General features: G+C 66.0%; 13 protein-coding genes, 1 rRNA gene and 1 pseudogene. 5 read left to right on the top strand and 10 right to left on the bottom strand.

The window, feature by feature from the left end; all coding sequences use genetic code 11:
* Positions 1-75: 75 nt before the first annotated feature.
* Both ACZ5QD_RS00895 and ACZ5QD_RS00890 read left to right on the top strand, forming a co-directional pair.
* Positions 76-1,095, top strand: coding sequence for an IS481 family transposase (locus tag ACZ5QD_RS00895; protein ID WP_143932887.1), 1,020 nt, complete (start codon positions 76-78; stop codon positions 1,093-1,095).
* Positions 1,092-3,329 (top strand): annotated as a pseudogene (locus tag ACZ5QD_RS00890) (DUF3427 domain-containing protein); the annotation flags it as partial. The gene ACZ5QD_RS00895 and the pseudogene ACZ5QD_RS00890, both read left to right, overlap by 4 nt.
* 96 nt (positions 3,330-3,425) lie before the next feature.
* Here ACZ5QD_RS00890 and ACZ5QD_RS00885 read toward each other — a convergent pair.
* Positions 3,426-4,568 carry a nucleoside triphosphate pyrophosphohydrolase gene (locus ACZ5QD_RS00885; RefSeq protein WP_006897584.1) on the bottom strand — a complete coding sequence of 381 codons (1,143 nt, stop codon included), beginning with the start codon at positions 4,566-4,568 and terminating at the stop codon, positions 3,426-3,428.
* A gap of 64 nt (positions 4,569-4,632) precedes the next feature.
* Entirely contained in the window at positions 4,633-5,610 is a 978-nt protein-coding gene (locus ACZ5QD_RS00880; RefSeq protein ID WP_006897585.1) for a LysR family transcriptional regulator, read from the bottom strand.
* Positions 5,611-5,682: 72 nt separating this feature from the next.
* Here ACZ5QD_RS00880 and dapA point away from each other — a divergent pair, with 72 nt between their 5' ends.
* The gene (gene dapA / locus ACZ5QD_RS00875; RefSeq protein WP_006897586.1) at positions 5,683-6,615 is read left to right on the top strand and encodes a 4-hydroxy-tetrahydrodipicolinate synthase; all 933 of its coding nucleotides are present in this window, start codon (positions 5,683-5,685) and stop codon (positions 6,613-6,615) included.
* A gap of 19 nt (positions 6,616-6,634) precedes the next feature.
* Here the strand turns inward: dapA and ACZ5QD_RS00870 are convergent, their stop codons facing one another.
* The 5 genes from ACZ5QD_RS00870 to ACZ5QD_RS00850 all read right to left on the bottom strand — a co-directional run bounded on the left by ACZ5QD_RS00870 (position 6,635) and on the right by ACZ5QD_RS00850 (position 14,641).
* Complete coding sequence (locus tag ACZ5QD_RS00870) at positions 6,635-8,191, bottom strand: HNH endonuclease signature motif containing protein (protein WP_464367248.1); 1,557 nt, start codon at positions 8,189-8,191, stop codon at positions 6,635-6,637.
* 61 nt (positions 8,192-8,252) lie between these two features.
* Positions 8,253-11,843, bottom strand: coding sequence for a transcription-repair coupling factor (mfd, locus tag ACZ5QD_RS00865; RefSeq protein ID WP_464367025.1), 3,591 nt, complete (start codon positions 11,841-11,843; stop codon positions 8,253-8,255).
* Between the two features lie 340 nt (positions 11,844-12,183).
* Positions 12,184-13,401 (bottom strand): Dyp-type peroxidase, encoded by a 1,218-nt coding sequence (locus tag ACZ5QD_RS00860; protein ID WP_278126442.1) that lies wholly within the window; start codon positions 13,399-13,401, stop codon positions 12,184-12,186.
* Positions 13,398-13,985: a copper chaperone PCu(A)C gene (locus tag ACZ5QD_RS00855; protein WP_006897590.1), complete on the bottom strand. Its 588-nt coding sequence runs from the start codon at positions 13,983-13,985 to the stop codon at positions 13,398-13,400. Before ACZ5QD_RS00855 ends, ACZ5QD_RS00860 begins: the two co-directional genes overlap by 4 nt.
* A 74-nt stretch (positions 13,986-14,059) precedes the next feature.
* A complete protein-coding gene (locus ACZ5QD_RS00850; RefSeq protein WP_231875779.1) occupies positions 14,060-14,641 on the bottom strand; it encodes a hypothetical protein in 582 nt (193 codons plus the stop codon).
* A gap of 377 nt (positions 14,642-15,018) precedes the next feature.
* Here ACZ5QD_RS00850 and ACZ5QD_RS00845 point away from each other — a divergent pair, with 377 nt between their 5' ends.
* A complete protein-coding gene (locus tag ACZ5QD_RS00845; RefSeq protein ID WP_006897592.1) occupies positions 15,019-16,785 on the top strand; it encodes a BCCT family transporter in 1,767 nt (588 codons plus the stop codon).
* Between the two features lie 23 nt (positions 16,786-16,808).
* Here the strand turns inward: ACZ5QD_RS00845 and ACZ5QD_RS00840 are convergent, their stop codons facing one another.
* The gene (locus ACZ5QD_RS00840) at positions 16,809-17,306 is read right to left on the bottom strand and encodes a GNAT family N-acetyltransferase (RefSeq protein ID WP_062368117.1); all 498 of its coding nucleotides are present in this window, start codon (positions 17,304-17,306) and stop codon (positions 16,809-16,811) included.
* A gap of 41 nt (positions 17,307-17,347) precedes the next feature.
* Between ACZ5QD_RS00840 and ACZ5QD_RS00835 the strand changes: the two genes are divergently transcribed.
* Complete coding sequence (locus tag ACZ5QD_RS00835; RefSeq protein WP_006897594.1) at positions 17,348-18,769, top strand: amino acid permease; 1,422 nt, start codon at positions 17,348-17,350, stop codon at positions 18,767-18,769.
* On the opposite strand, the gene ACZ5QD_RS00830 is transcribed toward ACZ5QD_RS00835, so the two are convergent.
* Both ACZ5QD_RS00830 and rrf read right to left on the bottom strand, forming a co-directional pair.
* A complete protein-coding gene (locus ACZ5QD_RS00830; protein ID WP_006897595.1) occupies positions 18,714-19,448 on the bottom strand; it encodes a TetR/AcrR family transcriptional regulator in 735 nt (244 codons plus the stop codon). The genes ACZ5QD_RS00835 and ACZ5QD_RS00830 overlap by 56 nt on opposite strands.
* 573 nt (positions 19,449-20,021) lie before the next feature.
* Positions 20,022-20,138 (bottom strand): 5S ribosomal RNA (gene rrf / locus ACZ5QD_RS00825).
* Positions 20,139-20,269: the final 131 nt, after the last annotated feature.

Below are 20,269 nucleotides of genomic sequence, written 5' to 3'. Positions count from 1 at the left end.
TCGACGTGACATAGGGAAGACCTCCGAGTGAGGTGTGGAGCTGTCTAAGAACCGCTCCTCAACCCGGAGGTCTTCATGTCCCACCGTAATTCACCGCTGTCCCCGACTGGCCGGTTGCGTCTGGCTCGGTGTGTTGTGGACGACCGGTGGCCACTGCGCCGCGCAGCTGACCGGTTCAACGTGTCAGTCACCACGGCCAAGCGATGGGCGGATCGCTACCGCGACCACGGGCCGGCCGGAATGGGTGATCGGTCCAGCCGGCCCCGATCGTGTCCGCATCGCACCAGCCGGCGCCGGGAACGCCGGGTCGTCGGGTTACGCGTCTCCCGCCGCTGGGGGCCAGCCCGGATCGGATACCACCTGGGGTTGAACGTCTCCACGGTGCACCGCATCCTCACCCGCTACGGCTGCCTACGACTGTCGTGGATCGACCCGGCAACCGGGGCGCCGGTACGTGCCCGCAGACGCGAGATTCGCCGGTACGAACACCAAGCGCCCGGAGACTTGATCCACGTCGACATCAAAAAGCTCGGCAGAATCCCCGACGGCGGTGGACATCGCGTACACGGCCGCGCCCAGGGCACCCGCAACTCCAGTGCCCACCGCGAGCCTGGACGAACCCGCAAAGTTGCTGGCCGCCCCAACCTGGGGTACGCGTATCTGCATCACGCCGTCGACGACCACTCCCGCTACGCCTACTCCGAGATCCTCGCTGATGAGAAGAAGGAAACCGCGACCGCGTTCATGACTCGGGCGTTGGCGCACTTCGCCTCGATCGGTGTCACCACCGCGCGAGTGATGACCGACAACGGGTCGTGTTACCGGTCCCGCATATTTCGGGACTTGTTGCACGACAACAAGATCAAGCACAAGTGGACCAGACCGTACCGGCCGCAAACCAACGGCAAGGTCGAACGATTCAACCGGACCCTGCAGGAGGAATGGGCCTACGCCCGTCCCTACCTCAGTGAAACCGAACGCGTCGCGGCCTTCCCCGAGTTCCTTCGCATCTACAATCACGAACGCGGCCACACCGCACTCCGAGGCAACTCACCCGCCGACCGCGTACCCAACCTGTCGGGTCAGTACACCTAGACGACGCCCTCGCAGTGGCTTCGGGTAATCGAAGGCACCGTTCGCTAACTCTGAGTACTTCAAGACTCGAAGTGAGGCCGTACCCATACCAGCAAATCATGCTCGAGGAGTTGCAGGCGGAGCGTGACGTACATGGCCGACACCGAAATCTGATTGTAGCGGCGACAGGAACCGGCAAGACCGTTCTTGCAGCTCTGGACTATCGCCGCATCGCTCACGCAGCCGAACACCGCCCACGGCTACTATTCGTAGCGCACCGTGAGGAGATTCTCAATCAGGCACTCAGGACCTTCCAAGAGGTGTTAACCGACCCAAATTTCGGCGAGTTGTATGTCGCCGGAGCTCGCCCAGAGCGATGGGATCACGTTTTCGCGAGCGTACAGTCGCTCAGTAGTTACGTCACCGAAATTCCTGCGAACCACTTCGAAGTGGTAATTATAGATGAGTTTCATCACGCTTCGGCACGTACATATCGACAGATAGTCGATCACCTGCAGCCCAATGAGATGGTGGCACTCACTGCTACCCCAGAGCGCGCCGACGGTATCGATGTTCGCCAGTTCTTCGATGGTCGCATCGCATCTGAACTTCGATTGTGGGATGCACTCGAGGCCGAGCTGCTGTGCCCATTTCACTACTTTGGAATTGCCGACGGTACCGACCTATCCCGACTCAGCTGGAAGAGAGGAGGTTACGAAACAGCAGAACTTGAGACGTTGTATACCGGGGATGATGCGCGTGCACGGATCGTGCTCAACGCAGTACGCGATAAGATCGTCGCACCGCTCAACATGCGTGCACTGGGATTTTGCGTGAGCGTTCGCCATGCCGAGTACATGGCGCGAGTATTCACAGAAGCCGGAATCCCCTCTGCATCGGTGTCTGGCAAAATCCGGGGCGCCGAGCGGACCGAACTCCTCGCTAGTCTGGGCAATCGCTCCATCAATGCAATATTTTCGGTTGACGTATTTAACGAAGGCGTCGACATTAAGGAAGTCGACACGATCTTCATGCTCCGGCCAACAGAGAGCGCAACCGTATTCCTGCAGCAACTGGGGCGTGGACTTCGCCGCACTGAATCGAAACCTATTCTCACTATTCTCGATTTTGTCGGCAACCAACGCGAAGAGTTTCGCTGGGATCTCCGGCTCCGAGCACTAACGGGAGGCAGTCGACGGTCACAGAAACAGAAGGTCATCGATCAATTCCCAACGCTACCGTCCGGGTGTCGGATCGTGTTCGATAAGACCTCCCAAGAAATTGTTCTGGCCAGCCTTCAACGGCAGCTCACGATGCGATGGAAAGACATGGTCCGCGAACTACAATCGGTGGGCGATATCACCTTTGGAGAATTCCTGGACGAAACCGAATTGCCACTTGCGAACCTTGTCAAGGACGGCAACAAGTCATGGACTCGCCTGCGCCGAGATGCCGGCCATCTCTCCGCGTCAGGTTCGGTGCTGGAATCTGAGATCCTCAAGCGAAACCGAGCATTTTCACATGTTGACGATCCCGTCCGCGCGATAGCGTATCGGCGCTTACTCTCCGACACGAAGACCTACAGCGAACTATCCGATCGAGACAGGCGACTCGCGGATATGTTGATATTTTCCGTCTGGCCGACAGGCGGAGATTTCGCTTCCCTCCGTGAAGCTCTAGAACTTCTGCGATCAGAGCCTGAGGCATGCAAAGAACTGATCGCGATTACGGACTACGGATTTGAGAATTCTCGACAGCAAACAAGACCACTGGCGGGATCACTGCGTGATCTACCGCTGCAGCTCCACGCACATTACCAGCGCGAGGAGATTCTTGCTGCTCTCGGTGTTGCGGCACTACAATCCAAGCCAGGGAATTTTCGCGAAGGTGTAAAGTATATCGACGACCTCAATGTCGACGCATTCTTTGTGACGTTGACGAAGTCTGACACCGGATTCTCGCCGACGACAATGTATCGGGACTATCCGATAAGCCGTAGGTTGTTCCATTGGGAAAGTCAGTCGACAACGACACTTGCTTCAAGGACTGGTCAACGTTATGTGAACGGGACCAGCACTGTGCTGTTGTTCGTCCGACATCGGAAGGTGGGCGAGTTTGGCCCCATGCCGTACATGTTCATCGGCCCAGCAACGATGGCAGATCACCGAGGCGAGCGACCGATCGCCGTCACCTGGAGACTTTCATACGAGATGCCCGCCGAGTTCTTCCACGAAGCCAAGGTGGCTGCGGGGTAGATTCGCCGCCCCCGCGCTCCCGTGGTTTCGACACGCTCGTCGCTCCGCTCCTCGCGGCTCAACCAGCGGGCAGGGCTCAACCAGCCGACGGGTCGCCTACTCCCCCTCGGCGCTCCACTTCTCCACCACGACCATGCCGGGGACCTTCGGGACCTTCAGATCCTTGACCTTGTGAGTCTTGCCCTTCTTGTTCCGGGCGATCGGGTCTTCGTCGACGACCAGTTCCTCGTAATCCTCGTCAGCAGGGTCCTCAGCGGTGTCCTCGATGCCGGCTTCCTCGACGTCCGCGCCGGAGTCTGCGTCCGCGTCGGGCTCCGCCGATTCCTCGACATACGTCATTCCCAGGTACTTGCGCCACGTGTTGTCGTCCCGGGGCACCACACCGTCCTCGGCGGCGGCGCCCTCGGCGGTACGGACCTGGTTCATCAATGCGATCGCGCGACGACGGAGGTCGTCCTCGACGCTGCCGACGGCATGCTTGCGGAAGGGGATATCGACTCGATAGAGCGAGGGGCTCACGGCCGCGACGGGGAAACCTGCGCCGGCGAGACGCTCGAACACCTTCTGCACCAAGGCCAGCGCCGGCTGGGTGGTGACGATGCCGTCGAGCACACTGCCGCGTTCGCGCTCGGCGGCTTTCGCCGCCTCCCACTCGTTGATCTGACGATGCAGATCGGCGTGCTCACCGCCCAGAACGCCGGGTGTTCGATTCGACACTTTGTCGATGAAGCTCTGCGCCACGTCGTCGATGTCGAACGCCCCGACCGCCGAATCAGCGGCGATGCGCGCGTGGAACAGCACTTGCAGGAGGAGATCGCCGAGCTCAGAGCAGAGTTCCTCGGACGTACCGTGGTCGATCGAGTCGAGCAGCTCGTACACCTCTTCGAGAAGGTACTTGCGCAGCGAGTCGTGCGTCTGCAACCGCTCCCACGGGCCCATGCGACGAAGCCGGTCCATCAGCTCGACAGCCCGCAGCAGCTTGCCGCCCGGGAGATTACTGCCTTCGATGACCGGCTCGCCCCACTTCAACCGCTCGACGACAGCCGGATGATCACGATCAGAACTCACCAGGGTCTTAGTACCGTCGTCCTCGACCAGACCGACGAGCTCGTACGACGGCAACTGCCACAACAGCGACGGGTGCACCTCTTCGGTGACGGCCACGGTCTCCGCGAGCAGCGCCACCGCACCGGCAGGAACGAGATCGGGTCGCGACGCGTCGAGCAGGACCACGGTCATGGAAGCTCCTCCTCGCAAATCAGTGTCAACCTCGACATTAACGCGTCACAAGGCTTCGCTCCGGTCACACGCGCGGGAAGGAATCGTGTCGCGCATTACTGCCGGGATGGCGGCCTGACACCGAGCCATCCTCACTGCCGTCTTCACTCGGCACGCCCCTGATCTCCGTCAGTACTGCCCGCAATGCCGGGTCGGCCTCCGCGCTGTGCCTCCACACGGTATGGACCTCACGCCGCGGCGCATTCTGCAACTCGCGCACCGCCACCCCCTCCGGCACGCGAGGCCGGGCGAGGCGCGGGATCAGCGCGACCACGTCGCCCGCCTCGACCAACGCCATCTGCGTGCCGAAGTCGTCCACCGAGTGGATCACGTCCGGCTGCTGCTCCGACTCGGCGAACAACCGCTCGAACCACCGATGACAGACCGTGCCGACGGGACTGGTCACCCATCCGCAGTCGCGGAGCTCGGCCCGCCGGATCGGCCGGTCGGCCTCAGCCAGCGGATGCCCCAGCGGCACCGCGAGGTCGCCGATGTCGGTGTGCAGATGCGACCGCTCCAGCCCCGCCGGCACCGCGACCGTCACGCCGTCGGCGTCGTGAACCATCGCGAGATCGGCGTTGCCCGACTCGACCGCGTACACGGCGGGCACCGGATCGAGTTCCGTCACCTCGACTCGCACCTCCGGATGGAGGCGTCGCACACGCTTCAATGCGGGCGCGACGATGCCGCGGACACCGGTCGAGAACGCTGCGATCCTCACCACACCGCGCGGCGAACCGGCATCCACCGACCGTGCCGCCGCCACCGACTTCTCAAGCGCGTTCAGCACTTCCGGCGCGGTCTCGACGAGCGCATGTGCGGCCGGAGTCAGCACCACCCGGCGCCCGGCCGGCGCCACCAGACGCACCCCGACCTGCGACTCGAGCCTCTTGATCTGCTGAGAGATGGCCGAGGGCGTGAACCCGAGCTCGTCGGCGGCCCGCGCCATCGTCCCCAAATCGGCGACGGCCCGCAGAGCTCTCAATGCTCCGACATCGATCATGAAGTACTCCTAACGATTACTCACGATAACTCCTCGCTTGTGGTGAACTATTTCCGTGGCGACGATGAATGCATGACTTCGACCTCGCATCCCGCGCGCGCGATCTTCGGATCGAACCTCGTCGCCATGCCGACGCCGATGAACCCCGACGGCTCGCTCGACGAGGTCGGCATCGGCGCGGTGGCGAAGCATCTCGTCGACACCGGCTGCGACGGGATCGTGGTGGCCGGCACCACCGGGGAGGCTCCGACCCTCGAACTCGTCGAATTGCTTCGCGTACTGGAACTGGTCCGCGCCGCGGCGGGTTCGGCGACCCGCCTCGTCGTCGGCGTGGGCACCAATCACACGGCTAAGAGCGTCCAGACCGCCAGAGCAGTCGCCGCGGCAGGCGCCGCCGACGCTCTGCTGGTCGTGACGCCCTACTACTCGAAGCCGTCTCAGGCCGGAGTGATCGCTCACACGGTGGCGATCGCCGACGCCACCGAACTCCCGGTGATGCTCTACGACATCCCCGGCCGCACCGGCCTCGCTCTCACCCGGGAGACGCTCGTCGAACTCTCGCACCACCCGCGCATCGCCGCGGTGAAGGATGCGAAGGGGGATCTGTTCGAGGTGATGTCGGTGATGGCCGAGACCGGGATGGCGTACTACTGCGGCATCGACGAGCTGAACCTGCCGTACCTGGCGGCCGGAGCCTCGGGTCTGGTCAGCGTGATGGGAGTGGTCGGCGCAGACCGCAACAGGGACCTCATCACGGCGATCGATGCGGGCGATCTGCCGCGGGCCCGCGCGATCAATGACGCCGTCCTCCCCCTGACGATCGCACTGATGCGCACAGCACCGGGTGTGGTGACCGCGAAGGCCGCGCTCCGCGAGATCGGCGTCATCTCCCATGCCGCCGTACGCGCGCCACTGCTCGAGGCGACCGCCTCTGAGGTCGCCGTCATCCGCGCCGCCCTCGCGGCCGACGGTCAGCCGACCGGCGATCGGTTGCTGACGGCATAGCCGACGCGCGCTATCACCCTCAGAACGGCGGTTCGCCGTCGCCAACCAGCATCGCCTCTCGGCGTCGGCGGTTAGCCGCGCGCCGCTGCATCCGATAGCGGTGTTTGGCCTGGGTGCGGGTCCGTGCCCTCTCGGGCTCCCCCTCGGCGTGTCGTGGCGGTTCGCGCGACTGGCCGATCGACACGCCGTGACGGCACTGGAAGCGGCCCAGCTCCGGCAGCAACCAGAGGTTCAGCGCCTGCTGACGCACCGAGACTCCGTCCGGGGTCGTCACCTCCGACCAGAGAACACCGGCCGCATCGACGACCTGGTCGTCGACCCACCCGCTGCCGAAGGTCTTCAGACCGTGATGGAAGCGGCATTTCGGGTTCAGATTGCACAAGCAGGTCGGGCCGCCCGCGGCGGGGTCCACGTGATCGAACTCGACGACGTGATCGAGATCGGATTTCCACGCGGGACGATCGCAGCCCGGCCAGGTGCACGTGCCGAAAAGGGCCCGCACCGCGGTGGCTACAGCGGCGGACGGCCGGTATCGATCAGCATGGGCGGCGCAGTCGGCGACGACCTTGTCGATGTCGAGTTCCCGTACCACCGCGTCGGGCCGAGCGATGAGTTCACGCGCACGCCTGGCCGAGATCGGACCGACCCCGTCTTCGTACGCCGGAGTCTCCGACGTCCCGTCGAGGGCGTCTTTGCGGACCACGACGTGAACCACGATCTGACCGCGCCGCGATTCGACCTGCTCCGGCGACAGGGCCGAAGCGCAGTCGTCGCGATCGCATCGGCAGGTGAACTCGGCGCGATGCAGCAGCGCGGTCGCGGCATCGGACCGACGGGCCTGCTTCGTGCGGGGATCGAAGGGACAGACGCCGTCGGCGAGGGCGTCGATGGTTCCGAGCGCGATCATCGCGTCCTCGGACGAACCGGTGATGACCATCTCCGACATGCCGTCGGACACCGGGGACACGACCACGTTCTTTCCTGCTGCGATCTGCTCGCGCGTCATGGTCACCGCATCGGGATCGTACTCGGCGACCACCGCGGAGACGATCGACTCGACGCGGGCGGCCGATAGCCCGCCCGCTTCGGAGAGACGGTGCGCGATCTCCGCGTCGATGAACTCCAGGAGCTCCAGATCGTCCGCGAGCGCCGTCTGCTCGACGGCCCGCGTGAACCACGCGACCGTGATCCGACCGTCGCGCAGCAGCCTGCCCACCGCCGGGATCCGCTCCACGCACGCGATCGCGCGATCGACGAACATCTCAGCGGTGTGCGGCCGCACTCCGGCTGCGACCGCGTAGGCTGCGGCCGTCTGACATTGCGGGTCGTAGAGCCGCGAGTACGCGTCCACCGCCGAATCGGCCTCCAACTCAGCCCTTCTCGCCTGATACATGCGGTACACGGCGGCGTAGCGATGCCACATCACCGCGCCCTGATAGCAGTCAGATCGAGCGGCGAATCGCAACAGCGCGGCTCGATCGCCCTCCGCGCCGTCCGGGATTCCGATCCGGATGACGATCGCATCGTCGTCGATCCGGACCGTCGAACCCTGAAAACTGTCGATTCGACTACTCATGCCGCCCCCTTCATCGAACTCACATTCGAGACTATCGGAGGGGTCTGACATCGACCGGACGCTACGACTCCAGCGGCGCGATCGTCTGAAGGAACGTGACCAGATAGTCGACGAGCTCTGTGTCCCGGAGTCGGGGGGAACCGACGCCGCCGGTACGCGGGATCGGCAGTGTCACCATGTGGGTCGCGGCACGGTAGCTCGCCGACGAGTACATGCGCGCGAGCCGGACCTGCTGGCTGTCGAGCAGAAGCATCGGTGAGATCCGGATGGATTGACCGGCCAGACCGACCTCCGCGATACCGCGTTCGCGGCACCGGAGCCGCAGACGCGCGATCGCCGCGAGACGCTGCGTCTCGACGGGCGGCTCACCGTAGCGGTCGGTCAGTTCGCTCATCACCTCGTCGACGTCATCGTCACTGGTGGCCGACGCCAGCTTGCGGTATGCCTCCAGCCTGAGCCGGTCCGCCTCCACGTACTCGACGGGGATATGCGCGTCCACCGGCAGGTCGATGCGCACCTCGACGTTCTCCTCGGTCGCCACTGGCTTGCCGTCGGCCGCGGCTCGGTACGCCTCGACCGCTTCGCCGACCAACCGCACGTAGAGGTCGAAGCCGACACCCGCGACGTGCCCGGACTGCTCGGCACCGAGGACGTTGCCGGCACCGCGCAGCTCAAGATCCTTGAGCGCCACCGCCATGCCGGCACCGAGTTCGTTGTTCTGGGCGATGGTCGCGAGCCGGTCGTAGGCCGTCTCGGTCAGCGGCTTGTCCGGGCTGTACAGCAGGTACGCGTACCCGCGCTCCCGGCTTCGCCCGACGCGCCCGCGCAGCTGGTGCAGCTGCGAGAGCCCGAAGTTCTCCGCACGGTCGACGATCAGGGTGTTGGCGTTCGAGATGTCGAGCCCGGTCTCGATGATCGTGGTGCACACGAGGACGTCGTACTCGCGGTCCCAGAAGCCCTGGACGGTTCGTTCCAGTTGCTCCTCGCCCATCTGCCCGTGCGCGACCACCACCCGGGCCTCGGGAATCATGTTCGCGAGATGCTTGGCGGTCTTGTCGATGGTCGAGACGCGATTGTGCACGTAGAACACCTGACCGTCGCGCAACAGCTCGCGCCGGATGGCCGCCGCGACCTGCTTGTCGGAGTATGCGCCGACATACGTCAGCACCGGGTGCCGTTCCTCGGGTGGAGTGAGGATGGTCGACATCTCGCGGATACCCGCCATCGACATCTCGAGGGTGCGCGGGATCGGTGTCGCCGACATGGTGAGCACGTCCACGTGGGTGCGCAGCGCCTTGATGTGCTCCTTGTGCTCCACACCGAAGCGCTGCTCCTCGTCCACGATCACCAGACCGAGGTCTTTCCATCGGACGCCGGTCTGCAACAGCCGATGCGTGCCGATGACGACGTCGACCTCACCGGAGGCCATCTGCGCGATGATCTCCTTCGACTCGGCCGGATCGGTGAACCGCGACAACCCGCGCACGGTGACCGGGAAGCCCGCCATCCGCTCGGTGAAGGTCTGCAGGTGCTGCCCGGCGAGAATCGTCGTCGGTACCAGGACCGCGACCTGCTTCCCGTCCTGAACGGCCTTGAACGCGGCGCGGACTGCGATCTCGGTCTTGCCGTAACCGACGTCGCCGACCACCACCCGGTCCATCGGGACCGGCTTCTCCATATCGGCCTTGACCTCGCCGATCACCGTCATCTGGTCGACGGTCTCGGTGTAGTCGAAGGCGTCCTCCATCTCCCGCTGCCACGGGGTGTCGGGGCTGAACGCGAAACCCGGTGCCGCATGCCGTGCGGCGTACAGCTGCACCAGTTCGCCCGCGATCTCCCGGACCGCCTTGCGCGCCTTGCGCTTGGTATTGGCCCAATCGGAACCGCCGAGCTTGCTGAGCCCCGGCTGCTCACCGCCGACGTAGCGCGACAACTGGTCGAGTGCGTCCATCGGAACGTACAGGCGGTCGCCCGGCTGTCCCCGCTTGCCGGGCGCGTACTCGATCACGAGGTACTCGCGCCGGGCACCGGAGACCGTGCGTTCGATCATCTCGACGAACTTGCCGATGCCGTGTTGGTCGTGCACCACCAGGTCACCGGCGCTCAACGCCAGCGGGTCGACCTGATTGCGCCGCTTGGCCGGCAGTCGCCGGCCGTCCTTCACACCGACGACGCGAGCGCCGGTGACGTCCGCCTCGGTGGCGATCACCAGACGCGCCGACGGGCAGACCAGTCCGCGCCGCAGCGTGCCGTGGAAGACGGCGACCGCGTCGGCCGGCAACTCATCGCCCGGCTCCACGAGCCGGGCCGGGACCTCGGCCTCACCGAGACGGTCGACGAATCGCATCGCAGTGCCCCGGCCGGCGGCGATCAACGCCGCACGACCGCCCGAGGCGACCTGAGCGCGCAACGACGTCATGAACTCGTCGAGCTCGGCGGGGTCGCCGTGCGGCGCCGGCCCGGGCTGCAGATCGAGTTCGAGCTCCTCGCCCGATCCCGCCGAGAGCGGACTCATCGTCCACCACGGTTTGCCCGCCTCGACGGTCGCACGTTCGACGTCACCGACGCTGCGGTAGGCACTCGCCGACAGGTCGATGGAGGGTTCGCCCGCGGCCACGGGCGCCGCTGCCCCCAGCGCCGCGGCGTTCCACGACGCCTCCAAGAACTCCTCGCCGGTCCTCGCCAGATCGGCGGCACGGGTGCGCACCTTCTCCGGATCGAGGACCAGTACCCGAGTGCCGTCGGGCATCACCTCGGTGAGCATCTGCATCCGGCCGTCGACGAGTGCCGGGATCAGCGCTTCCATTCCCTCGACGGGAATGCCCTCCGACAGTTTGGTCAGGATCTCGCGCAGCGACTCGTCCTCGACTGTCGACGCGAGTTCGGCGGCCCGGTCCCGGACCTCGGCGGTCAGTACCAGTTCTCGGCACGGATGAATCTGGACCACCGACGTGTCGATCTCCGGCTGCGTCCGCTGGTCGGCGACGGAGAACGCGCGGATGTCGGTCACCTCGTCGCCCCAGAACTCCACTCGCACCGGATAGTCGGCGGTGGTCGGGAAGATGTCGAGGATGCCGCCGCGCACCGCGAACTCGCCGCGGGCACCGACCATGTCGACGCGCTCGTAGGCCATCTCGACGAGCTTCTCGATCAGACCGTCGAACTGCGCCTCCGTGCCTTCGGTGAGCGTGACCGCGCGCATCGCACCGAGCCCGGGAGCCATCGGCTGCACGAGGGAACGGACGGTCGCGACCACGACGCGCAACGGGGACACCGCCGGGTCGGCCAGTCGACTGAGCACCGCGAGCCGGGCACCGACCGTGTCGGCGCTGGGCGATAGCCGCTCGTGCGGCAGCGTCTCCCACGACGGGAATTGAGCGACGACCGACGTCCCGTTGGGCCCCGACGGCAGCAGTTCCGACAGTTCGGTCGTGAGGTCGTCGGCCTCCCGACCGTTGGCGGTCACGACCAGGACGGGGTTCTCGGAGATCTCGGCCAGTTGCGCAACCACCAGCGGCCGGGCCGCGTCCGGTGCCGTGATGTCGAGGCGAGTCTCGCCCACTCGTTCCCGCAGCAAACCGAAGGCCGCATCACGAAACGCGAAGGAGGTCAGCCCGGACAGGGAGGGACGCGGCGCAGAGGGGGTCGACACTGTGTCAAGTGTAGAAGACCACCGCGTCCTGTCGCCCCCAGGCTCGTCGGTCCCCAGGCTCGTCGGTCCCGGGCTTGTCGGTCCCCCAGGCTCGTCGAGTAAGTCGAGGAGCGGAGCGACGAGGCGCATCGAGACCGCGCAGGCCGCCTGACACGGTCTCGATACGCCGCGGCGCTGCGCGCCGAGGCTACTCGACGAGCCTGGGGAGGGCACCGCGCGCCGAGGCTACTCGACGAACCTGGGGAGGGCACCGCGCGCCGAGGCTACTCGACGAACCTGGGGAGGGCACTGCGCGCCGGGCCCTCTCGACGAGCCTGGGGAGGGCACCGCTCCCCCTCCTTCACCCCGACCGACCGGCGGCCGCGAGCAGCGATGCGCCGAGCGGGCGCGAAGGAGCGGCGCCGGGCAGAATCGCGTACACCGAGGAGCCGATGGGCGTCGTCCACTCATTCAGGTCGTCGTGTTCGTCCAGGCGCCGCTGAACCGGAATGTACTGCTTGACCGGATCCCGCTGATACGCGGCGAAGATCAGCCCGCTGTTGGACGTGTCCGCCGAGCCCGCCTCGGGCGGGTCGTCGTAATTGAACCCGCGACGGATGAACTGCTCGTCCGGCGCCCGACGATGCGCCCGCGCGATGTGCGACGACGGCGGGATCACCGGGATGCCGCCGCGTGAGGCTTCGAAATCAGGATCGTCGGACTCGTAGCGCCCGGTCAGCGGTGCGCCGTTGTCGAGGGTGCGACCTGTGGAGAGCTCCCGCCCCCGGCGATCGAGCGCCTCCCAGGTGTCCATGTGCATCGCGATGCGCCGCAACACCAGGCTCGTCCCGCCGGCCATCCAGGGCTGTTCGCGCCCGTCGTCCCAGAGAAGGGAGCCGTAGTCGTCGGGGCTCGGCTGGACGGTGCCGTCCACCTGTCCGAACAGGTTGCGCATCGTGCCCGGCGCCATTCCCGGACTGTTGCGAAACCCCCGCTGCACCCACCGGACCCGCACACTGCGGCGGACCGACGAGGTCAGCATGCGCGTCGCATGTGCCAGGGCCACGGGGTCGTCGGCGCCGATCTGCAGAAGCAGATCAGTCTGTCCCCACCGCGGATCCAGCCGGTCGATCGAGAAGGGCGGGAGCGGCGCGAGCCATGACGGCCGCAGAGGCGCGAGAGCCGGCGCCCGGAACACCCGGTCACCGAGACCGACGGTGACCGTCAGGTTGCACGGCAGCACCGCGAGTTCGGGCTCGGTGTCGGACAGGCTCGGCTCGGCACGGGTGAGCCTCGACGCGTCCTGCGTCCACAGGCGAAGGACCCCCGCGAAAGTGTCGACGTCGGTCGGGTCGACGAGATCCAGGCCGACGAATTGAGCGTGCGACTGAGCCGGGGTCACGATGCCGGACTGATGCGTGCCGTAGAACGGCGTCAGGCCGGAACCCGCGGCGGGGTCGGGCGAGGAGAACTCTCGCCCGACGCCCACCGCGGCCGCCCCGATGCCGATGCCCGCCAGGCCCGCTCCGCCGGCGAGGAGGGTACGGCGCGAGACGCGACCAGTCCGCTGCTCAGTCACTGATGCGAGTCGGCGTGCGCCGACTCGGACTGCTGCATGTCGTGCCCGGCCGTACCGTGGTCCATGTCCGGGTGGTCAGTGTCCCCGCCGGGCGCGTAATTCTCCTGATTGCCGTCGAAGTCTCGGGCGAGAGCGTCGAAGGTCTTGGTGGAGCCGTCCTCGAAGCGGATCGTGAACGCGACGTTCTGTCCGGTCGTGATCGGCCTGGTGACATCCATGAGCATGAAGTGCTCAGCGCCCGGCGACAGCGTGATCGACGACTTCGCCGGGACGAGGAAGCCGCCGTCCTTCTGGCGCATCGTGGTGCCGCCGGAGCCGTTGTCGACCACTTCGTGCATCTCGGTGGTGCGGGCGAGGTCGGTGTGCGCCGACACGATGCGGATGTCGTGGTCGGACGAGTTGGCGATGGTCCCGAAGGCGGCGGTCATTCCCGATTCGGCGGCCTTGACCCATTGGTCGGAGACGGTGATCGAATCGGAGGCCGGTGCGGAGGAGTCGTCGCTGCCGCAGGCCACGACGACGAAGGACAGCAGGGCTGCGGCGGTGAGGCCGAGCGAACGGATGAGGGTACGGCTTATCGCCATGAGTGATGTCTCTTTCGTGCAGAGTCTGATACCCCGCGATCGGATGAGACCGCCGGGGTGGTGTCGGATGGGGTTCAGACCAGCGAAGGAGGACCGCGGACCGCGGCGGAGGCGACCATCGGCGCGGGCCGGAGCGCGGCAGCGTGCCGGTCGGCGCGGATGACGACGAAAGCGGGGTCGAGACACACCCGCGTGCTCACCAACCGCCAGACATGGGACACGCTGTTGCCGTACGCCCGGCTCAGTTGCTCGGCGACGAAGAGCACGGCAGCCGCGGCGGGGACGGCGAGTGCGTGCCAGAACAGCATCAACGGCCCGGGCGTCACGCCGGTTCCGTGTCCCGCGTGCCCTGCCATCAGCGACAGCACTCCGTGAGCGGTCGCCTGGCCCGCGGACAGCGCGACCAACGCGCCGGTCGCAGAGATGCCGATCCGGCCGCGAGCCCGTGCTCGCTCCACCGATCGCACCTGAGCGGCGCGGACCAGTCCGACCCCGAGCGCCAGGCCGAGGAGCACCGCGGACTGCGCCGTCGTGGGAAGGTGCCCACCGCCGATCGAGTGGGCCGCGACACCCAGGATGAGCGAGACCACCGACGCCAGGAACCCGTGCGCGGTCGCGGGGACCTGCGCACCGGTCGGCGTCGGGCGAATCAGCACGTCGTCAAGGGTACTACCGGAGGTCGTACCGGCCGAGTCGGCCGCCCTTCGCGGCTCTTGCGCGCGACTGCTCGTCGTCGACGCGCTCGTCGACCGGACCGTCGTCGACCCGGCCGTCGGACACGCTGCCTGACCTCGGCGATCGCCGCCTCGGTTTGAATCATCGGCGTTCGCCACCGATCGTGGAGTGCATGTCTGACGAACGGGAGAATACTGACAGCGAACCGCGCGGGACGGACACTGAGCACGGGACGGACACTGAGCACGGGACGGACACTGAGCACGGGACGGACACAGCCGCCGTGCTCTTGGACGGCGCAGTCTTGATCGACCCGTACACAAAAGAGGCGACATCCGTATCTCCGGGCGTTGCACCGGTGCCCCACCACTGGCACGTCGGCGAGAACGACACCGATGAGGAGATCACCGAGAAGCTCAAGCGCCAGGGAGTCCGGCTCGGCCGCGGTGGAATCGCTCCGGCGGTGTTCTGGCCGGCACTGATCGTGATCGTCGCGGTGAGCGCTCTCGCCGTCGCGTTCCCCGACCAGACGAGCGAAGTCTTCACCGATGTCCAGAACTGGATCGTCTCGAACCTGGGCTGGTACTACATGCTGATCATCGCGTGTTTCGTGGTGTTCGCGGTCGCGCTGTGCTTCTCCAGGCTCGGCCGCATCCGGCTGGGCAGACCCGATGAGGCTCCCGAGTTCGGCAGGGTGAGCTGGTTCTGCATGCTGTTCGCCGCCGGCATGGGCATCGGACTGGTCTTCTACGGCGTCGGTGAGCCACTCACATATGCGACCGTGCAACCGAAACCCGGCTGGAGCGGTAGCCAGGAGGACATCGCCGGTCTGGCGATGGCCCAGACATTCATTCACTGGGGTCTGCACCCGTGGGCGGTGTACGCGGTGATCGGGCTCGCGCTGGCATACGCGATCCACCGCCGCGGGCGACCGGTGTCGATCCGGTGGGCGCTCGAACCGCTGCTCGGCGATCGGGTGAAGGGCTGGGCAGGCGACCTCATCGACATTCTCGCCATCTTCGGCACGGTCTTCGGCGTCGCCACGTCGCTGGGGCTCGGCGTGCAGCAGATCTCAGCGGGCATGCAGTCGATCGGCGTCATCGACTCCGTCGACAACACCCTCCTGGTGATCCTCATCGTCGCCATCACCTTCCTGGCGACCCTGTCGGTGGTGAGCGGTCTGGGCACCGGAATCAAGTGGTTGTCGAACATCAACCTGTCGATCGCCGGACTGCTGGTGATCGCGATGCTGCTGATCGGTCCCACTCTCTTTCTTCTGCGCAACTTCGTGCAGTCGATCGGCGTCTACTTCGCCAACCTGTTCAACATGACGCTCGACGTCGGAGCCTTCCAGGGCCAGGAGGCACAGGACTGGCTCAGCGACTGGACGATCTTCTATTGGGGCTGGTGGATCGCCTGGGCGCCTTTCGTCGGCGTGTTCATCGCCCGGATCTCGCGCGGGCGGACAGTGCGCGAGTTCATCGCCGGATGCCTGATCGTGCCGACTCTGGTCGGATTCGTCTGGTTCTCGGTGCTCGGTGGTACGGGCCTGCACCGGCAGTTCTTCGGCGAGGGTGACCTGGTGGAGGACGGCAAGGTCTCGCCCGAGGGATCGCTGTTCCACGTGCTGTCGGACATGCCGCTCGGCACGGTCTTCTCGATCCTCGGGATCGTCCTGGTGGCCGTCTTCTTCATCACCTCCTCCGATTCCGGCTCACTGGTCGTCGACATGCTCGCCTCGGGCGGCCACCCCAATCCGCCGGTGTGGTCCCGCGTGCTCTGGGCGTCGCTCGAGGGCGTCGTCGCGATCGCTCTCCTGCTCGCGGGCGGACTGCGGTCGCTGCAGGCCGCGTCGCTGGCCACGGCCCTGCCGTTCAGCGTGATCCTCGCGATGATGTGCTTTGCGACCGTGCGGGGTCTGCGATTCGAGCACGACAAACTGCGGCGGGCCGCTCAGGCACAGCGGTTGGAGGCCGCGACGTCGCACATCGCGGGCGAGGTCTTCAGCACGATGCCGGACGAGCCGGCCCTGCGCGATTATGTCGACGACCGCATCGACTACCGCCTGAGCCGGACCCGGGGCGGGTGGCGACCCGAGCGTTTCGGCCCGAAGCACCGCGAGTAGACCGTACTGGGCCTTCGGGCGATCTATGGCCCGATCGTGTACTGCAGGTAGACGCAGCCGATCCAGCGGTCGAACTTGCGCCCGACACCGGGTGTGCGACCCACTTCGACGAAACCGACCTTCGTGTGCAGCGCGATCGAGTCCGGAACGTCCTCGGAGACCACGGCCATGATGGTGCGCGTCACCGCCGGGTCCGCCGCGTTGATCAACGCGCGCAGCAGGTGCTTGCCCGTCCCCCGGCCCGCCGCCTCGGGCCGAAGGTAGATGCTGTCCTCGGCGGTCCAACTCCAGCCCGCCTTTCCCCGATACACGCCGAGACAGGCGTAACCGACCACCTCGCCGGGTGCGCCGGCCACGAGGAACGGGCGTCCCGCGGCAACACTCGTCTCGAGTCTGGTCCGCCACTGCGCGACGGAGGGCGCCTCGAGGTCGAACGTCGCAGTGGAGTTCTCGACGTAATACCGGTAGATGTCGGCAACGGCCTCGCAGTCGTCGGACGTCGCCGGGCGAACGGTCAGCATGTGCTGATCTTGCCGCACCGCCGGGCAACTACGCTCGACTGGTGGGCGATAACGAGTCAGAACCTATCGAGGTCCGCGAGGAGGACGTCGAGGACCACGGAGCCGACCGCCTCAAGACGGGGCTGAAGCCACGCCACCTCGTGATGATGAGCCTCGGATCCGCCATCGGCGCGGGACTGTTCGTCGGGTCCGGAGAAGGCATCGCGCTCGCCGGACCCGCGGCACTCGTCTCGTACGCCATCGTCGGCGTCATCATCGTCTCGGTGATGCGGATGCTGGGCGAACTCGCGGCGGCCGATCCGAATCCCGGCGCGTTCTCCTACTACGTCGGCAAAGCTCTCGGACCCGGAGCCGGCTTCATGATGGGCTGGCTGTGGTGGGTCCAGATGACAATCGTGGTCGCAGCCGAGTCGCTCGCGGCGGCGGAAGGACTCAACGCACTCGTCGGTCTGCTGCCCGTCTGGGCGTGGGCGCTGGTCTTCATGACCGTATTCAGCGTGCTCAATCTGACCGGAGTGTCGAACTTCGGCGAGCTGGAGTTCTGGCTGTCGTTGATCAAGGTGACGTTCATCGTGCTCTTCCTGGTGATCGGAGCGGCCTACCTCTTCGGCTGGATGTCCGAGCCGTCTCCTGGACTCGCCAACGCCGGCGACTTCCTCCCGCACGGCATCGGCGGTGTCACGGCCGCACTTCTGGTGATCGCGTTCGCTTTCGGCGGAATCGAGATCATCGCCGTCGCCGCCGCGGAGACCGACGATCCCGGTCCGAGCGTCACGAAAGCCATCCGGACCATCGTCTGGCGCATCCTGGTCTTCTACGTGGGATCGGTGGCGGTGATCATGCTCGTCCTGCCGGCAGACGACCCGCGCATCCGCGAATCGCCGTTCGTCGGCGTACTCGAACAGACCGGCCTTCCGGCGGTCGCCGCCACGATGGGCGCCATCATCGTCGTCGCGCTGCTGTCGTCGATGAACGTCAACCTCTACGGCGCGTCGCGGATGCTGTTCTCCCTGTCGGTGCGACGGATGGCGCCGCGGTCGGCGCGGCGGGTCTCCTCCCGTGCGGTTCCCGTCCCCGCGCTGCTCGCCAGCACCGTGTTCGGCTTCCTCGCAGTGCCCGCGACCTACTTCTGGGGCGATCAGGTTCTCGACCGTCTCCTATCGGTGGTCGGCTCGACGCTGCTCGTCACGTGGCTCGCGATCACCTGCGCCCAGATCGTGCTGCGCAGACGCGCCGAGCGAGACGGAACGCCGCTGCCGCTGAAGATGTGGGGGTATCCGTACCTGTCGTGGCTCACGCTGATAGCTCTGGTCGCTATCACGGTGCTGGCAATCGTGACCCCGTCGGTTCGCGGTCAGGTGATCTCGACCGCCGTTCTGGTGACCGTTCTCTGGACTGCCGGAGCAGTCACTTATCGTCGTCGTTCGACGCAGCCGAGTCGGCGAGCGCCGGGTGCACGGTAGGCTGCGTCGGCTCTTTGTACTCCGCGTCGACGAGCATCGGCTCGGGATCGAGCCGCGTGAGGCCGTTCCAGCACAGATTCACCAGATGCGCGGCCACCACCTCCTTCTCCGGCTGCCGGACGTCGAGCCACCACTGTGCGGTCACTGAGACCATGCCCACCAGCGCCTGCGCGTAGAGAGGCGCCAGCGCGGGATCGAATCCGCGCCGCTCGAAGTCCCCGGCGAGAATGTGTTCCACCTGGCTGATCGCGTCGTTCAGCAGGCTCGAATAGCGAGTGTCCTCGCCCCCGCTGGTCGACTCTCCTCGGACCAGGATGCGGAACCCGTCGGTCCGCTCCTCCATGTAGGTCAGCAACGCCAGCGCGACCTGCTGAATCCGATACAGCGACCGATTCTTCGTGAGCGAGGACGTGACCATTTCCAGCAGGGTCTCCATCTCGCGGTCGACGACGACGGCGTAGAGACCTTCCTTGCCGCCGAAATGCTCGTAGACGATGGGCTTCGACACACCGGCACGCTGCGCGATCTCCTCGATCGACGTTCCCTCGAAGCCACGTTCGGCGAACAGCCCCCGCGCCACCTCGATGAGCTGCAGTCGACGCTGAGCCCCGGTCATCCGGGCCCGGGGTGCCTTCGTGACGACTTCTGCTCCGCTCTCCGCGGGCCTGCTGATGGCCATGCCACCAATGGTAGTGTCGGCCTCAGACTCCGAAAGCCACCGAGCACGGAGAGAGGGAGTCGCGCTGTGCCCGGTCTCCCGAGGTTGGTCGAGTAGGCGGGTGAGCGTAGCGAGCACGCCGTATCGAGACCACTCTCCCGTCGTGTGCGGTGGTTTCGACTCGCTTCGCTCGCTCAACCAGCCTGCGGGAAGACGGTCCCTCGAGGTTTGTCGAGTAGGCGGGCGAGCGTAGCGAGCACGTCGTATCGACACGACTCTGCCCGTCGTGTGGTGGTTTCGACTCGCTTCGCTCGCTCAACCAGCCTAAGGGGGTGCTCGCTCAGCCGGCCTGGAAAAGACGGTCCCTCGAGGTTTGTCGAGTAGGTGGGTGAGCGTAGCGAGCACGCCGTATCGAGACCGCTCTCCCGTCGTGTGGTGGTTTCGACTCGCTTCGCTCGCTCAACCAGTCTGAAGAGGGTGCGTTCGCGGTCTGTCAGGCGCGCCGTACCCCAGACAACACTCGCCGGGGGGCACGTCCCGGGAAATGGGTTGAGCCCCGATCAGACGGTGTCTGATCGGGGCTCAACAAGTTGTGTTCGGCGGTGTCCTACTCTCCCACACCCATTACAGTGCAGTACCATCGGCGCAGGTGGGCTTAGCTTCCGGGTTCGGAATGGGACCGGGCGTTTCCCCACCGCTATAGCCGCCGTAACAATATGAAACCATCCACACCACAACCCCTCACCAGAGTTGTGGTCTGTGTGTTGTTTCAGAAGTACATAGTGGATGAACGAGCAAACATTCTGTGTGCGTGTACGCAATCACCGAAACCGACTCACACA

The organism is Gordonia sp. J1A, from assembly GCF_055393515.1.
The sequence above is the reverse complement of the archived record's forward strand: the minus strand, read 5'-3'. Positions and strand labels throughout refer to the sequence as shown.

What these genes read in the sequence shown, in the direction of transcription:
- ACZ5QD_RS00895 (WP_143932887.1), top strand. Translation starts at nt 76, where the DNA reads ATGTCCCACCGTAATTCACCGCTGTCCCCGACTGGCCGGTTGCGTCTG.
- ACZ5QD_RS00885 (WP_006897584.1), bottom strand. Translation starts at nt 4,568, where the DNA reads ATGACCGTGGTCCTGCTCGACGCGTCGCGACCCGATCTCGTTCCTGCC.
- ACZ5QD_RS00880 (WP_006897585.1), bottom strand. Translation starts at nt 5,610, where the DNA reads ATGATCGATGTCGGAGCATTGAGAGCTCTGCGGGCCGTCGCCGATTTG.
- dapA (WP_006897586.1), top strand. Translation starts at nt 5,683, where the DNA reads ATGACTTCGACCTCGCATCCCGCGCGCGCGATCTTCGGATCGAACCTC.
- ACZ5QD_RS00870 (WP_464367248.1), bottom strand. Translation starts at nt 8,191, where the DNA reads ATGAGTAGTCGAATCGACAGTTTTCAGGGTTCGACGGTCCGGATCGAC.
- ACZ5QD_RS00855 (WP_006897590.1), bottom strand. Translation starts at nt 13,985, where the DNA reads ATGGCGATAAGCCGTACCCTCATCCGTTCGCTCGGCCTCACCGCCGCA.
- ACZ5QD_RS00840 (WP_062368117.1), bottom strand. Translation starts at nt 17,306, where the DNA reads ATGCTGACCGTTCGCCCGGCGACGTCCGACGACTGCGAGGCCGTTGCC.
- ACZ5QD_RS00830 (WP_006897595.1), bottom strand. Translation starts at nt 19,448, where the DNA reads ATGGCCATCAGCAGGCCCGCGGAGAGCGGAGCAGAAGTCGTCACGAAG.